The organism is Cellulosimicrobium funkei (genome assembly GCF_004519295.1).
Classification (GTDB): domain Bacteria; phylum Actinomycetota; class Actinomycetes; order Actinomycetales; family Cellulomonadaceae; genus Cellulosimicrobium; species Cellulosimicrobium funkei.
On record NZ_SOZH01000009.1, the window covers coordinates 106,886 to 120,816 of the forward strand.

Below are 13,931 nucleotides of genomic sequence, written 5' to 3' on the forward strand. Positions count from 1 at the left end.
GTGCGCCGGAGAAGGGGAGACTGACCAGCGCGATGCGCCAGGAGCGAAGAGACGCGCCGGAACGAGGTAGAGCCTCCGGCCGCGAGGGAGAACCCGGGGGCTCTATCTCGCGGCCGGAGGCTCTACCTCGCGGTCCGGGGCCGTCTACCGAGCGGCGTGCTCCGCGGCCGCGAGGAGGACGCACGTCGCGACGCCGTCCATCGCGACGCGGACCTCCTCGATCGGGGGGAGAGTCGGGGCGAGGCGGAGGACCTTGTCCTCCGGGTCCTTGCCGTAGGGGAACGGGGCGCCCGCGGGCGTGAGCGCGATGCCCGCGGCCTTCGCGAGCTCGACGACGCGCGACGCGGTGCCCGGCACGACCTCGAGGCTGACGAAGTAGCCGCCCTTCGGCTCGGTCCACGACGCGACGCCCGTGCCGCCGAGGCGGTCGGCGAGGATGCTCGTCACGGCGTCGAACTTGGGGGCGATGATGTCGCGGTGCTTGCGCATGTGGGCGCGCACGCCGTCGGCGTCGCCGAAGAACAGCGCGTGCCGGAGCTGGTTGACCTTGTCCGGGCCGATGGACTGGGCGGACAGGTGCTTCTTGTACCAGGCGACGTTCCCGGGGGACGACGCGAGGAACGCGACGCCCGCGCCGGCGAACGTGATCTTCGACGTCGAGGCGTAGAGGATCACGCGGTCCGGGTGGCCGGCCTCGGCGGCGAGCGCGATCGCGTCGGCGCTGCGGACCTCGTCGTCGGTGAGGTGGTGCAGGGCGTACGCGTTGTCCCACAGGATGCGGAAGTCGGGGGCGGCGGCGGGCACGGACACGAGCGCCCGCGCGACCTCCTCCGTGACGACCGAGCCGTCGGGGTTCGCGTACGTCGGCACGACCCACATGCCCTTGATCGTCGGGTCGTCGGCGACGAGCGCGGCGACGGCCGCGGCGTCGGGGCCGTCCGCCGTCATGGGGACGGTGACCATCTCGATGCCGAGCGCCTCGCACACGGAGAAGTGACGGTCGTAGCCGGGCACGGGGCAGATCCAGCGGACCTTCTCCTCGCGGCCCCACGGGCGCTCGGACCCGGGGACGCCGAAGAGCGTCGCGTACACGAGCGTGTCGTACATGAGCGTGAGGCTCGCGTTACCGCCCGCGAGGAGCTGCTCGACGGGCACGCCGAGCAGCTCGGCGAAGATGCGCCGGAGCTGGGGCAGCCCGTCGAGGCCGCCGTAGTTGCGCACGTCCGTGCCGTCGGCGTCCGTGTGCACGCCCTCGCCCGGGAGCGCGAGCAGGGCCTCGGAGAGGTCGAGCTGCTCGGCCGAGGGCTTGCCCCGCGTGAGGTCGAGCTTCAGCCCCAGCGCCTGCAGGTCGGCGTACGCGCGACGCAGGTCGTCGAGGGACGACGCGAGGGTGGTGGTACCGGGTGCGGTGGGCTCGGGCGTGGTCACCCTCCGGACTCTACCGACCCCGCGCAAGGTCCGTCAGGGCGTCCTCCAGGGCGGACAGCCCGGTCTCGAGGTCCTCTGCCGCGATGGTGAGCGGGGGAGCGAGGCGGATGGTCGAGCCGCGCGTGTCCTTGGCGAGGACGCCGCGCGCGAGCAGCGCCTCGCACAGGTCGCGGCCCGTCCCGCGCGCCGGGTCGAGGTCGAGGCCCGCCCACAGGCCGAGGCCGCGGACGCCGTCGAGCAGGCCCGCGTCGACGAGCCCGGTGAGCCGGTCCTGGAACCCGGCGCCGAGCTCGCGCGCGCGTCGCTGCGGCTCGCCCGTGCGCAGCAGCTCGACGACCGCGAGCCCGACCGCGCACGCGAGCGGGTGGCCGCCGAACGTGCTGCCGTGCGTCCCGGGCGTGAGCACCTCGAGCACGTCGCGCCGCCCGACGACGGCCGAGACCGGCACGATCCCACCGCCGAGCGCCTTGCCGAGGGTCACGAGGTCGGGCCGCACGCCCCACGTCTCGGTCGCGAGCGTCGCCCCGGCGCGCCCGAGGCCGGACTGGATCTCGTCGGCCACGAGGAGCACGTCCCGCGCGGTCGTGATCGCGCGCAGGCGCGGCCAGTAGTCGTCGGGCGGCACGACGACGCCCGACTCGCCCTGCACCGGCTCCAGGAGCACGGCGACGGTCGTGTCGTCGATCGCGGCGGCGACCGCGTCGGCGTCGCCGTACGGCACGAGGCGGAACCCCGGCGTGTACGGGTCGAACCCGCGCCGGGCGTCGGGGTCGTCGGAGAACGACACGATCGTCGTCGTGCGGCCGTGGAAGTTCCCGGAGCCGACGACGACCGTCGCCTCGCCCGGGGGCACGCCCTTGACGTCGTAGCCCCACTTGCGCGCCGTCTTGATCGCGGTCTCGACGGCCTCCGCGCCCGTGTTCATCGGGAGGACGAGGGAGTCGGCCCCGCCCGTGGTGAGCGGCCCGACGAGCGCCGCGAGCGCCTCGGCGAACGGGTGCAGGAGGTCGTGGTCGAACGCGCGCGACGTGAGCGTGACGCGGCCGAGCTGGCGTGTGGCGGCGTCGACGAGCGCGGGGTGCCGGTGCCCGAAGTTGAGCGCCGAGTACCCCGCGAGGAGGTCGAGGTAGCGGCGACCGGTCACGTCGGTGACCCACGACCCCTCGGCGCGCGCGACCGTGACGGGCAGCGGGTGGTAGTTGTGCGCGAGCGCGCCGCCGCCGCTGCCGTCAGCGGGCCGGTCGCCGTCGAGCGGGCCGGTGGCGCTGCTCGCGCCCGTGCCGCCGTCCGACGCGCGGACCTCCTGGGCGGTCACGACGCGCTCCCGGTCGGCGCCGGGGCGGGGACGGCGGGCTCGCGGATCTCGAGCGTGCAGCACTTGGCCCCGCCGCCGCCGCGGAGCAGCTCCGACGTGTCCGCCGCGACCGTCTCGTAGCCGCGCTCGCGGAGCGCCGCGGCGAGCCGGCCCGCGCGCGGCGAGTGCACGACGTGCGTCCCGTCGCTCACCGCGTTGAGGCCGAGCACGGCGGCGTCCTCCTCGGTCGCGAGGAGCGCGTCGGGGTAGCGCTCGCGCAGCACCTCCTGCGCGGCGGGGGAGAACGCGGCGGGCAGGTAGGCGACGTCGACGGCCGGCGGGCCGGTGAGCGCGGGGTGGGTGGTGTCGTCGGGGTGCGCGGCGTGGCTGGCCCCGCGGGTGCCGACGGTGCCCTCGTTGCCGCGCAGCACGGTGAGCGCCGTGTCCAGGTGGTAGAACCGCGGGTCCACGAGCTCGAGCGTCACGACCTCCCGCCCCCACAGGGCCGCGGCCTCGGCGTGCGCGGCGCGCTCGGTGCGGAAGCCGGTGCCGGCGAGCACGACGTCGCCGGCCAGCAGCAGGTCGCCCTCGCCCTCGTTGACGTGCTCCGCCAGGTGGGTGACGTACCCGTGGTCGGCGAACCACTTGAGGTAGGCGGGTCCCTCGGGCCCGCGCTCGGGGTGGGCGAAGCGCGCGGAGTAGACGAGGCCGTCGACGACGGTCGCGCCGTTGGCCGCGTAGACCATGTCCGGCAGGCCGGGGACGGGGTCGATCGTCTCGACGGTGTGGCCGAGGTCGCGGAAGGTGTCGCGCAGGCGTTCCCACTGCGCGACCGCGAGCGCGGTGTCGACCGGTGTGCGCCGGTCCATCCAGGGGTTGATCTCGTAGCTGACGGTGAAGTACGTCGGCCGGCACATCAGGTAGTGCCGGGGCTGGCCTGGGCGCATCGCCGCCTCCTCGCGGGAGCCGGGCCGCCGGGGTGGTGCGGCCCGGGTGGGTGCCGGACGGGGGATGCGTCCGGTGCTGCTGGTGGGCTGCCGGTTGGCTGCTGGAAGTCAGCGTACGTCCGTGAGGTGTGCGCGTCCTGGGACGGCGCGCGAGCGACGAGGGTGTTGACAGCGATATTCTATCGATATATCGTTACCGTATCGCTGAGCCCGAGACGCCGCTCGCGACGACCGCGCGGCCGGACCGGCCCGCCACGCTCCGCGGACCACCCGGAGCCCTCGAACATCCACGTACAGGAGACACCTCTCATGCACCACGCACACCAGCACCGGGGCAGGACCCCGGACGACGTCCAGAACATGTCCCAGCCGTTCGGCGAGCGACCCGGGCCGCGCCCGGACCGCCGTCGTCGTGACGGCTTCCCGCCCGTGCCCGACGACGCGGCCTGGTTCCGCGGCGACGGCCCCCGTGGCCGCGGCGGAGCCCGTCGCGGTGGGGGACGCGGGTTCGGCGGACCGGCCGACGGCGGCCGGGGCTTCGGCCCCGGCGGTCCGGCCGACGACCGTCGCGGGTTCGGCCCGGGAGGCCCCGGGTTCGGCCCGGGCGGGCCCGGCTTCGGTCCCGGTCACGGCGGTCGTCGGCACGGGGGCCGCGGTCGCGGCCCCGGGCGCGCCGGCCGCGGCGACGTCCGCGCCGCCGTCCTGCTGCTCCTCGCCGAGCAGCCCATGCACGGGTACCAGGTCATCCAGGAGATCGCGGAGCGCAGCGAGGGCCAGTGGCGCCCGAGCCCGGGCGCGGTCTACCCGGCCCTGAACCTGCTCCAGGACGAGGGGCTCGTCGAGCTCTCGGCCGACGGCGGGCGCCGCCTCGCGACGCTCACCGAGGCGGGCACCGCGTACGTCGCGGAGCACGCCGACGAGCTGGGCGACCCGTTCGCCGACGCCGCCGGTCGCGGCGGCCGCCCGCGGCGCGAGCTGCGCGCAGGCGTCGAGGCCGTGGCCGCGGCGGTCCACCAGGTCGCCCGCACCGGCACCGACGAGCAGACGACGGCGGCCGCGGAGCTCCTCGAGCGCACGCGTCGCGAGCTCTACCTGATCCTCGCCGGCCCGGCCGTCCCCGACGCCTCGCCCGGCACGGCGCCGGGTGCCCCGACGACCGCCGCGGGCGACCGTGCGCCGTCGGGCAGCCCGGTGGAGGACGCCCCGGTGGAGGACGGGCCGACGGCCTGAACCCACCACCCCGGCCCCGGGGTCGCGCGGTACCGACTGTTCGGTCCCGTGGGGCCCCGGTTCCGTCGCGTCCGCGGGGCGCTGCCCGTCCGTCGGGCCGCTCGTGCGCTACCTGCGGGCACGCAGGCGCGCGTCGAGGCGGCGCAGCGACACGTGCATCATGACGCGCAGCGCGACCCCGACGAGGGGCGCCGTGATCCCGCGGGGGACGGGACCGGCGAGGTACGCCTCCTCCCACCACACGACCCGGCAGCGGCCCGTGCCGAGCGGCACGACCTCGAAGCCGGCGTCGCCGAGCAGCGCCGGGCCCAGCTTGCGGATCCGCGTGCTGCCCGGGCGGCCCGCCGCCACGGACGGGCGGTCGAGCGACTCGACGACCATGCGGTCCGGGAAGCCGCGGCCCGTGCGTCGGACGAGCGGGCCGCTCACCATGGTGAACCGGTCGCCCACCTCGGGGCCCCGGCCCGCCGGGGTCGTCATCACGGTGAGCGGGATGAACCGCGGGTGGGTCCGCGGGTCCGCGACCCACGCGAACGCTACGGAGGCGTCGACGTCGAGCTCGCGCGCGACGGCGACGCGCCGCACGCCCCGGGTCGTCACTCGGCGTCGCGGGCGGGGGAGCGGTCGCGCCGCCCCCGTCCCGGCAGCAGCCGACGACGGCGGCGCGGCTCCGCGTCCTCGGGGACGGGGACGAGCCGCGGCGGCGCGTCCTGCACGGGCGACTCCACGACCTCGAGGAGCCGGCCGAACACCGGCGGCGGCGGCCCGAACGCGCGCCGTGACTGGGCGATCACGCCGTGCCCGAGCGCCCGCGCCCCCGCCACGCCCACGACGGCGCCGACGCCGAACGGCACGAGCCGGCCGAGCGCGAGGCCGGACTGCTTCGCGAGCTGGGTGCGCAGGAACCGGTTGCCGAGCGCCTTGTTGACCTTGACGAGCGTCCCGGCGGGCATGCTCGTCAGGAGCACCTTGCCCCACGCGAGGCCCGACCCCTGGGTCGCGCGCTCGACGTCGCGCGCGCCCTTCTCGCCGAGAACGGTCGCGAGCAGGAGCGCCCGACGGCGGCCCACGTCGTCCACCGCGATGCCGTGCACGTCCGCCACCGCGAGCGCGAACGCCGCCGAGGACGCGAAGAACGTCGCGACGTCGCTCGACGTCAGCGCGATCCCCACGCCCGTCCCGACCGCGGGGAAGGCGGCCGCCGCGCCGACGGCGCCGCCCGCCGTCTGGATGACGAGCAGGTACTCGCGCTCGAGGATCCGGACGATCTGCGCGGGGCTGGCCTCGGGGTTGCGACGGCGCACCGAGTCGACGTGCGCCCGGATGACGTGCGACGGGATCGTCACCGCCTTGTCGAGCGCGGCGTCGAGCAGCGGCGTCGGCCGGTAGGCGGACCACTCGACCGCGTCCTGCGTCGAGAGGTCCCTGCGCCCGGCGTCCGGGGGCGGGGTCCCGTACTCGGGCACGCCGCCGCGCGGCACGGGGCTTCTCGAGGGGTCCTGCTGGTACGCCATGGCGCCTCCCGTCATCCCGCGGTCAGTCCTGGGTCTCGACCTCGCGGCCGGCACCCTCCGGCTGGAACAGGTACTCGACCTCGGCGCCGGCCTTGACCGTCCGTCCTACCGTGCACGCCTTGTCGATCGCTCGCGCGGCGACGGTGACGAGCCGGTCGCGCGCGTCGTCGTCGAGCGACGTGAGGTCGATGTCGTACGTGCCCGTGATCTTCGGGTACCGCTCCTCCTCGAGGAGCTTGTCGCCCTGGACGTGGATCGTCACGGCGTAGTCGTCGCCGAGGCGGCGGGCGAACGTGCGGTCCGTGCTCATGCCCGCGCACGCCGCGAGCGCGATCTTCAGCAGCTCGCCGGGCGTGAACACCGCACCCTCGCTCGCCGGGCCGATCGAGACCTCGGCGCCGCGCGCCGACCGGCCCGTGTACGTGCGGGTACCCGTGCGCTCGACCCACAGCGCGTCGGCCGGGGCGGGCGACGGCGCGGGGACGTCGTGCGCGGCCTCGTCGGCGGCGCTCAGGGTGTTCTCGGCAGGCTGCGTCGTCATGCGTGAATCCTCGCACTCGTCGGGTCGCGGCGTCGGGGCGTCCGCCCTCCGGGGAACGTGCGGCGGCCGCGCGCGATTCCCGGAGAGCGTGCCGAGCGTCACCGGCTGCCGGGCCGGAGCGGTGCCTAGACTGGCGGGCGTGGCCCTCGACGCAACCGACGTTCCGACCGCACCCGTGCGCACCGCCGAGCCCGCGCCGTCGGGCAGCGCGCCCGGGCCCGTGCCCACCCCGTACGAGGACCTCCTGCGCGACGTCCTGGCGCACGGGACGCCCAAGGGCGACCGCACGGGGACGGGCACGCGCAGCGTGTTCGGCCGCCAGCTCCGCTTCGACCTGTCGCAGGGCTTCCCCCTGATCACGACGAAGCGCGTGCACCTCAAGTCCGTCGCGTACGAGCTGCTGTGGTTCCTGCGCGGCGACTCGAACGTGCGCTGGCTCCAGGAGCGCGGCGTGCGCATCTGGGACGAGTGGGCCGACGCCGACGGGGAGCTCGGCCCCGTCTACGGCGTGCAGTGGCGCTCGTGGCCGACGCCGGACGGCCGCCACGTCGACCAGGTCGCGCAGGTGATCGAGCAGATCAAGGCGAACCCCGACTCGCGGCGGCACATCGTCTCCGCGTGGAACGTCGGGGAGATCGAGGACATGGCGCTGCCGCCGTGCCACGCGTTCTTCCAGTTCTACGTGGCCGACGGGAAGCTGTCGTGCCAGCTCTACCAGCGCTCGGCGGACCTCTTCCTCGGGGTCCCGTTCAACATCGCGTCGTACGCGCTGCTCGTCCACATGGTCGCCGCGCAGACCGGCCTCGAGGTCGGCGACTTCGTGTGGACCGGCGGCGACGTGCACATCTACGACAACCACGTCGAGCAGGTGCGCGAGCAGCTCACGCGCGAGCCGTACCCGTACCCGACGCTGCGCCTCGCGCCCCGCGACTCGATCGACGCCTACGAGTACGAGGACATCGAGGTCGTCGGGTACCAGCACCACCCGACGATCAAGGCACCGATCGCGGTCTGATGCTCGGACTGATCTGGGCCCAGGCGCGCGACGCCGCCGGGCGGCCCGTCATCGGCGCGGGCGGCACCATGCCGTGGCACCTGCCCGAGGACCTCGCGCACTTCCGGCGCGTCACGTCGGGCCACCCCGTGGTCATGGGCCGCCGCACGTGGGACTCGCTCCCGCCGCGGTTCCGGCCCCTGCCGGGGCGCCTCAACGTCGTCGTCACGCGCCAGGAGGCGTGGGTGCCCGACGGCGGCCGCCCCGCCGACGACGGCGGCGCGCCCGTGCGCGTGGCCGGGTCGGTCGACGCGGCGCTCGCGGCCGCGCGCACCGCGGCCCGGACCAGCGGCTCCGACGAGGTGTGGGTCATGGGCGGCGCCCAGCTCTACGCCGCGACCGTCGCCGAGGCGGACCGGTGCGTGGTCACCGAGATCGACACCGTCGTCGACGGCGACACGTTCGCCCCCGAGGTCCCCGCCGGGTGGTCCGTGCACGCGGGTGACTGGGCGACGTCGTCCACCGGACTGCGCTACCGCGTCGTCACCCACGCCCGCCCCCCTCGCTGAGTGCGTGAATCCGTCGCGCTCGCCCGGTCGGAGCGCGACCAGATCACGCACCCAGCGGTCAGGCGGGGTCGCCGACGCGGCGCAGGGCGTCCAGCACGAGGTCCCAGAACCGGCCGTGGTCGAGGGTGACCGCGACCTGCGTGCGGCACTCCTCCGGGCCGGGCTCGTCGCCGCGCAGGTCGGCGACCGTCATGCCGGTCGTCAGCCCGCCGTGCAGCTCGACGTCCAGCGGCGCGCGGCGCGTCGTCATGACCGACGGGTCGACGACGTACGCGACCGCGCACGGGTCGTGCACGGGCGGGGAGGGGAAGCCCTGCGCCGTGCGGTACGTCGTGCCGTAGAAGTCCAGCAGCTCGCCGACGAACCGGGCCGGGGCGGTGCCGAGCGCGGCGATCCCGTCGCGCACGTCCGCCGTCGCGACGGCCTGGTGCGTCAGGTCGAGACCCACCATCGTCACCGGCCACGCCTCGGTGAGCACGACGTGCGCCGCCTCCGGGTCCGCGAGGACGTTGAACTCCGCGACCGGCGTCCGGTTGCCCACGTGGTACCCGCCGCCCATGAGGACGACCTCGCGGACGCGCGGCACGATCCGCGGCTCCTTGCGCGCGGCCATCGCGACGTTCGTCAGCGGGCCCGTCGGGACGAGCGTGATCTCGCCCGGCTCGGCCGCCAGGACCGTCTCGATGATGAGGTCCACCGCGTGCCGGTCGTCGACGGCGCGGCGCGGGGCGGGCAGCACCGGCCCGTCCATGCCCGAGTCGCCGTGGATGTCCGGCGCGACGATCCGGGGCCGGACGAGCGGACGGTCGCACCCGGCCGCGACCGGGACGTCGATCCCGGCGAGCTCCGCGACGGCGAGCGCGTTCCGCGTCACCTTCTCGAGCGTCTGGTTCCCGGCGACCGTCGTCACCGCGACCAGCTCGACGGCGGGGCTCCCGTGCGCGAGGAGCATCGCGATCGCGTCGTCGTGGCCGGGGTCGCAGTCGAGGACGATCCGGCGGGGCGCGGTCGTGCGGGAGTCAGGGGCGGACGGGACGGGCTGGGCCGGGGCGTGAGCGGACATCGACCCATCCTCGCGCGTCCCCGGGGCCGGGGCCGCCGGTGCGCTTCGCGTCCGGGCGCCCGTGACGGCTAGGCTGTGCTGCGGCCCTGACCCGGGGCCACGCGCCTGTAGCTCAGGGGATAGAGCACCGCTCTCCTAAAGCGGGTGTCGCCAGTTCGAATCTGGCCAGGCGCACCGAGCAGGACCACCGTCCAGAGTCTGGCGAGTCTGATACTCCCGCACCGAGGCCCGGAGCGCGTGGCGGTGCGGGCACTTCGTGGCGTTCGGGTGGTGCGTGTGCACGTCGAGCACGTGGACCGTGCCCGGGGCGCCCGGTTGCCCTTCAGCGGGTGGCAGGTCGGGTCGTTGCGGACCGGGTCGCGCGTCAGGGCGTCCCAGGCATCGGCCAGTGCGTTGAGCTTGGTGGCGCGAAGGTCGCGCCCGCCCTTCTGCGCCTGCTGGGTGGCGAAGACCAGTCGGTGCTCGGTGCGTTTCGTCGGCCGCTCGACCTGGACGTCCTTGGGCACGATCACTCGCCGCCGTCGGGGCGCTCGACCTCGACCTGCTCGTCGAGCCACACGTATTCGGTACGGTCCCAGCCGGCTGCCTTGGCCTGCGCCGTCGACATCCATGCATGGATGACCGTCGACAACGGTTCGAACTGCGCAACGGATGCGCACGCGCGAGCGGTGCGGACCAGATCGTCGGTGAACGCCTCCTGCTCGGCGTCCGAGAGGAAGATCATCCACGGGAACGGCTCGCGAAGACGGGCCGCGAACGAGCTGGGCCAGTCCGAGACGGCGACAGCGACGATCTGCGCGGCGAGGGCGAGCCCGGCGCGGTCTGCGTCGGCCTCGGCCTTGCGCATGAGGACGAGCTCGTCGCCGTCACGGCGCGTGATGGTCACCGGGCCGCGGTCGGCTGCCGCGGCGACGGCCTTGCTGTCGCGCGAGAGGTCGGAGAACTTCACGCGCTGCTCGACAGTGGAGGCACTCATGCCCGCCATGATTTCAGAACTAGTTCTGAACGGCAAGGGCGAGTGGGGCGGAGTGGTCCCAGGAGTGGAAGGAGAGCGGATCGGTCAGCGTCGTGGCGTCGCCTCGGGCCCCAGCCTCGGGCAAAGCCCCGTCCGGCGTCCGCGGCGCGACGGCGCGGCTCGGCACCGACGCACGCCCTGACCCCGAGCCGTTAGTTGATGATCTCGCCGCGCTCCTCGGTCCGCAGGGCCGCGAGGCGCGCGCGCCAGCTCGCGAGCTCCTCGGGGCTGAGCCGCGGCCACTCGGCGACCTCGCGGACCACCCGCAGGGGTGCGCTGCTCCGGTAGGACCGCGTGGGGTTGCCCGGGAACTTCTTGTCGGTGACGTTCGGGTCGTCCTCGAACGGGCCGGTCGGCTCGACCTCGTAGACGCGTGGTGCGGCGTCCCCGGCCGCGAGCTCGGCGGCGAGCGCGGCTCCGCCGACGAGCGCGGTGAAGTAGACGTGGTTCATGACGATCTCGGGCCGGTAGTTCGACCGGAAGCCCGCGGTCAGCAGGTCGCCCGCCTGCAGGTCGGCCTTCGTCCCGTGGAAGAAGGGCCCCTCGTCCCTCGCGTGGTCCATCCGCTCAGCGTAGACAGCACGGTGTCTCGGGCCGCGAGGTCAGGTCGGTCGCGTGCGTTCTCCGGGTCCCGGAGACCTGTGTCGCCCCACGGTCCGTTCCCACCCGGAGCGCCAGGCGAGCCAGAGGTGCACCGGCTGCGGACTTCTTCACGGGCCGGTGCCCCCTGCGGCACCTCGGCCGCAAGGACACCCTAAGAACCGTTTCCCCGTGCTCGCCACCTGTCGCCTTCTCCTGTTCGGGAGTACGGTCGAAGGGTTGAGTCTGGACCTGGCTCCTCATCCTCTGGAGAAGACGGAGCACCAACATGTCCGTGGACGACCATGCCATCGACCATTCGTTGACCCGCGGGGCGGGTCAGAAGATCGGCCAGTATCGCCTCGACCTGGGTACCGGCACCTGGTGGTGGTCGGCTGAGACGTACCGGGTCCACGGGTTCGAGCCGGGCGACGTGGTGCCGACCACCGAGCTCGTCCTGGCGCACAAGCACCCCGACGACCGTGAGCACGTGCGGGCGGTCCTCGACCGCGCCGCGACCACGGGTGAGCCGTTCTCGAGCGTGCACCGCATCATGGACGCCCACGGCGTCGAGCGGTACGTCGTCCTCGTGGGGCAGGGGCGCCGCGACCGCGAGTCCGGCGAGGTCGTCGAGCTGCTCGGCTACTTCGTCGACATCACGGCGACGGTCGCGGGGCGCGCGCAGGAGCGTGCACGCCGGGACATCACCGCGGCCGCCGAGGGCCGCGGCCCGATCGAGCAGGCGAAGGGCATCCTCATCGCCATGCACGGCGTGAGCGGCGACGAGGCGTTCGCTCGCCTCAAGCAGGTCTCGAACGACAAGAACGTCCGCCTGCGCGAGCTCGCGTCCGTCGTCGTCGACGAGGCGGGACGCGCCGGTGGGGACTGCGCCGAGCGCATCGACGCGATCCTCCGGTAGGCGCCGCAGACGGCAGAGCCCCGCACTCCTGGACGGGACTGCGGGGCTCTCTCGCGCGCGGCCGCCGTCCGGCTGCCTGGGTCGGCTAGGCCGACGCGGGTGCCGGGACGTGCCCGGTGCCGGGTGTCGACGGCGTCGGCGCGGTCCCGGTGCTCCCGTCGCCCGCGCCGGTCTCCGCCTCGGACTCGGCACCGCCGCCGGTACCCCCGGTGCCTCCGGTCCCCTCGCCCGGGCCGGGCGAGGGCGTCGGCGCGGGCGTCTCCGGCGTCGGCGGCTCGGGTGTGGGATCCACCGTCGGCTCCGGTGCAGGAGCGGGGGTCGTGGACGGCTCGTCGGACGGCGTCGTCGACGGCGACGGGCTCGGGCCCGGCGTCGGGACGGTCGCCGGGTCCTGCGAGGGCGCGCTGGGCGCCGGCGTCGCCGGGTCCTCGGTGCTCGGGGTGCGCTCGCGGCTGATCGTCGTCCCCGATCCCTCGACGCCGCGGACGGCGTCCGCGAGGGGCTTGCCGATGACGAGCTCGACCACGAGGACCACGCCCATGACGGCCACGAACAGCGCGAGCGCCGTCACGGTGAGCACGCGGCCGCGCCCGTACCGGTCCACGAGCCGCAGCCAGCGGTTCGGGCCACCCGCGGGGTCGTCCGCCTCGCCCGCCTGGGCCGCCTCGTCGCCGGTCCCGCCCGACCCGACTGCGGTGGCCACCGCCGTCTCGACGGTGTCCGCCCGCGCGTCGGGCTCGACGGCCCCGCGGGGCACCGACGCGACCGCCGTGGTGGTGCGGGTACGCGTGGTGCCCGTGCCCGCGGTGGCCTGCACGACCTTGCCGACGACGGGCACGAGCTGCTCGCGCGTCTTCTGGATCGAGCGTGTGTAGACGTAGTTCGCGACGACGGTCAGCGCGCTGGCGATGCCGGCGCCGATGATCGTCCCGGCGGTCCCGAAGTAGGACAGGAGCACGGTGGTGCTCACCGCGGCGAGCGCGCTCGCGACGACCTGGGTGAGCGAGAGGCGGGCCGGGGCCTCACGCTCCTTCTCGGGAGCCGGCTCCGCGGTGGTGCGTCCCGCGGGGTGTCCGGCGTCGGGGCCGGGCTCGTCGCGCGGGACGCGCGGGGCGTCGCGGTCGAGGCGGGGGTTCTCGGAGGGCGTGGTCACGTGGTGCTGGTTTCCGGTCGTCGGCGGGCTGGTCCGCCCGCCGCCACCGGCCGTGACGGCCGCGCGCCAGGGACCGGCGTCGGGCCACGGGCGTCCTTCCACGGTAGGACGTCCGTGTGGACCTCGCTCACGGGGGCCGTGCCCGGCCCTCAGAGGAACCGGGAAGATCCTGTGACGCCGCCGGTCAGGTCGTCGGACGCCGCACCCGCAGGGTCGCAGGGCGCTCCTCGCGTGCCGCACCGCGGGGGAGGGCCGTATCCTGCCGAGGGTCGTCGTGACCGTGCGGTGGCCGCCCAGCAGGGCGTGATGTGATCCGCACCGCACGCCGAGACGGCGGCCCGGGTGGCCCGGCACCCGCGGAATGCCGCGCCTCCTGGTGGACGCCCGTCCAGGTCGTTCTCAGGCGTTTGTGCGGCTCGCCGGGTGGTCGTGCGTCCAGCGCCCCGAGCCGTGTTGACGCCTGGGCTGCGTGCCGTGCAAGATAGTTCTCGACAGCGCGCATCGCCTGCCCCCTGCGCGGTGCGCGCTGTTTCACACTTCTCCGGGAGAACATCTCGGAATCGCTCGGAAACGACGGCCTCGGAACACGAATTCTCGTGATTCGGGGCCGTTCGTCGTTCTCGCTGCGCCCCGCGCCCGGGTGTGGTCGCGGCCCGGCGCCGTGCGGCGCAGCGGGTCGCGTCCT

At 74.9% G+C, this 13,931-nt stretch carries 14 protein-coding genes and 1 tRNA gene; 5 read left to right on the forward strand and 10 right to left on the reverse strand.

What is annotated here, in order from left to right:
• Window positions 1–144 precede the first annotated feature (144 nt).
• From E1O70_RS15535 to ddaH, 3 genes are read right to left on the reverse strand one after another with little or no spacing between them, the layout of a single operon-like run.
• Entirely contained in the window at window positions 145–1,428 is a 1,284-nt protein-coding gene (locus tag E1O70_RS15535) for an aspartate aminotransferase type Ic (protein ID WP_021482572.1), read from the reverse strand.
• A gap of 10 nt (window positions 1,429–1,438) precedes the next feature.
• Window positions 1,439–2,743: an ornithine--oxo-acid transaminase gene (gene rocD, locus E1O70_RS15540; protein WP_082774540.1), complete on the reverse strand. Its 1,305-nt coding sequence runs from the start codon at window positions 2,741–2,743 to the stop codon at window positions 1,439–1,441.
• A complete protein-coding gene (ddaH, locus tag E1O70_RS15545) occupies window positions 2,740–3,669 on the reverse strand; it encodes a dimethylargininase (RefSeq protein WP_061268056.1) in 930 nt (309 codons plus the stop codon). Before ddaH ends, rocD begins: the two co-directional genes overlap by 4 nt.
• Before the next feature lie 309 nt (window positions 3,670–3,978).
• Between ddaH and E1O70_RS15550 the strand changes: the two genes are divergently transcribed.
• Window positions 3,979–4,899 carry a PadR family transcriptional regulator gene (locus E1O70_RS15550; RefSeq protein WP_240696728.1) on the forward strand — a complete coding sequence of 307 codons (921 nt, stop codon included), beginning with the start codon at window positions 3,979–3,981 and terminating at the stop codon, window positions 4,897–4,899.
• Window positions 4,900–5,007: 108 nt separating this feature from the next.
• Here the strand turns inward: E1O70_RS15550 and E1O70_RS15555 are convergent, their stop codons facing one another.
• The 3 genes from E1O70_RS15555 to E1O70_RS15565 are packed head-to-tail and all read right to left on the reverse strand — an operon-like array spanning window position 5,008 to window position 6,954.
• On the reverse strand, window positions 5,008–5,484 hold the full coding sequence (locus E1O70_RS15555) for an SRPBCC family protein (RefSeq protein ID WP_051028110.1): 477 nt from the start codon (window positions 5,482–5,484) through the stop codon (window positions 5,008–5,010).
• Window positions 5,485–5,495: 11 nt separating this feature from the next.
• The gene (locus E1O70_RS15560; protein ID WP_240696729.1) at window positions 5,496–6,413 is read right to left on the reverse strand and encodes a hypothetical protein; all 918 of its coding nucleotides are present in this window, start codon (window positions 6,411–6,413) and stop codon (window positions 5,496–5,498) included.
• 22 nt (window positions 6,414–6,435) lie between these two features.
• Window positions 6,436–6,954 carry an OsmC family protein gene (locus E1O70_RS15565; protein WP_081895945.1) on the reverse strand — a complete coding sequence of 173 codons (519 nt, stop codon included), beginning with the start codon at window positions 6,952–6,954 and terminating at the stop codon, window positions 6,436–6,438.
• 220 nt (window positions 6,955–7,174) lie between these two features.
• Here E1O70_RS15565 and E1O70_RS15570 point away from each other — a divergent pair, with 220 nt between their 5' ends.
• Complete coding sequence (locus E1O70_RS15570; protein WP_128957458.1) at window positions 7,175–7,969, forward strand: thymidylate synthase; 795 nt, start codon at window positions 7,175–7,177, stop codon at window positions 7,967–7,969.
• On the forward strand, window positions 7,969–8,517 hold the full coding sequence (locus E1O70_RS15575; protein ID WP_167496899.1) for a dihydrofolate reductase: 549 nt from the start codon (window positions 7,969–7,971) through the stop codon (window positions 8,515–8,517). The genes E1O70_RS15570 and E1O70_RS15575 overlap by 1 nt, the downstream gene beginning before the upstream one ends.
• Before the next feature lie 58 nt (window positions 8,518–8,575).
• Here E1O70_RS15575 and uriH read toward each other — a convergent pair whose 3' ends face one another.
• On the reverse strand, window positions 8,576–9,580 hold the full coding sequence (uriH, locus tag E1O70_RS15580; protein ID WP_082774530.1) for a uridine-preferring nucleoside hydrolase UriH: 1,005 nt from the start codon (window positions 9,578–9,580) through the stop codon (window positions 8,576–8,578).
• 101 nt (window positions 9,581–9,681) lie between these two features.
• Here uriH and E1O70_RS15585 point away from each other — a divergent pair.
• Window positions 9,682–9,754 (forward strand) — tRNA-Arg (locus E1O70_RS15585).
• A gap of 334 nt (window positions 9,755–10,088) precedes the next feature.
• Here E1O70_RS15585 and E1O70_RS15590 read toward each other — a convergent pair.
• The gene (locus tag E1O70_RS15590; RefSeq protein ID WP_128957430.1) at window positions 10,089–10,556 is read right to left on the reverse strand and encodes a type II toxin-antitoxin system Phd/YefM family antitoxin; all 468 of its coding nucleotides are present in this window, start codon (window positions 10,554–10,556) and stop codon (window positions 10,089–10,091) included.
• 191 nt (window positions 10,557–10,747) lie between these two features.
• Window positions 10,748–11,158: an NAD(+)--rifampin ADP-ribosyltransferase gene (gene arr, locus E1O70_RS15595; protein ID WP_061268058.1), complete on the reverse strand. Its 411-nt coding sequence runs from the start codon at window positions 11,156–11,158 to the stop codon at window positions 10,748–10,750.
• A 311-nt stretch (window positions 11,159–11,469) separates the two neighbouring features.
• Between arr and E1O70_RS15600 the strand changes: the two genes are divergently transcribed.
• Window positions 11,470–12,093, forward strand: coding sequence for a PAS and ANTAR domain-containing protein (locus E1O70_RS15600; RefSeq protein WP_240696730.1), 624 nt, complete (start codon window positions 11,470–11,472; stop codon window positions 12,091–12,093).
• An 85-nt stretch (window positions 12,094–12,178) separates the two neighbouring features.
• Here E1O70_RS15600 and E1O70_RS15605 read toward each other — a convergent pair whose 3' ends face one another.
• Window positions 12,179–13,246: a hypothetical protein gene (locus tag E1O70_RS15605; RefSeq protein WP_128957431.1), complete on the reverse strand. Its 1,068-nt coding sequence runs from the start codon at window positions 13,244–13,246 to the stop codon at window positions 12,179–12,181.
• Between the last annotated feature and the right edge of the window lie 685 nt (window positions 13,247–13,931).

Coding starts and splice junctions, on each gene's coding strand:
- arr (WP_061268058.1), bottom strand. CDS start 11,158: ATGGACCACGCGAGGGACGAGGGGCCCTTCTTCCACGGGACGAAGGCC.
- E1O70_RS15550 (WP_240696728.1), top strand. CDS start 3,979: ATGCACCACGCACACCAGCACCGGGGCAGGACCCCGGACGACGTCCAG.
- E1O70_RS15590 (WP_128957430.1), bottom strand. CDS start 10,556: ATGAGTGCCTCCACTGTCGAGCAGCGCGTGAAGTTCTCCGACCTCTCG.
- E1O70_RS15565 (WP_081895945.1), bottom strand. CDS start 6,954: ATGACGACGCAGCCTGCCGAGAACACCCTGAGCGCCGCCGACGAGGCC.
- uriH (WP_082774530.1), bottom strand. CDS start 9,580: ATGTCCGCTCACGCCCCGGCCCAGCCCGTCCCGTCCGCCCCTGACTCC.
- E1O70_RS15560 (WP_240696729.1), bottom strand. CDS start 6,413: ATGGCGTACCAGCAGGACCCCTCGAGAAGCCCCGTGCCGCGCGGCGGC.
- E1O70_RS15575 (WP_167496899.1), top strand. CDS start 7,969: ATGCTCGGACTGATCTGGGCCCAGGCGCGCGACGCCGCCGGGCGGCCC.
- ddaH (WP_061268056.1), bottom strand. CDS start 3,669: ATGCGCCCAGGCCAGCCCCGGCACTACCTGATGTGCCGGCCGACGTAC.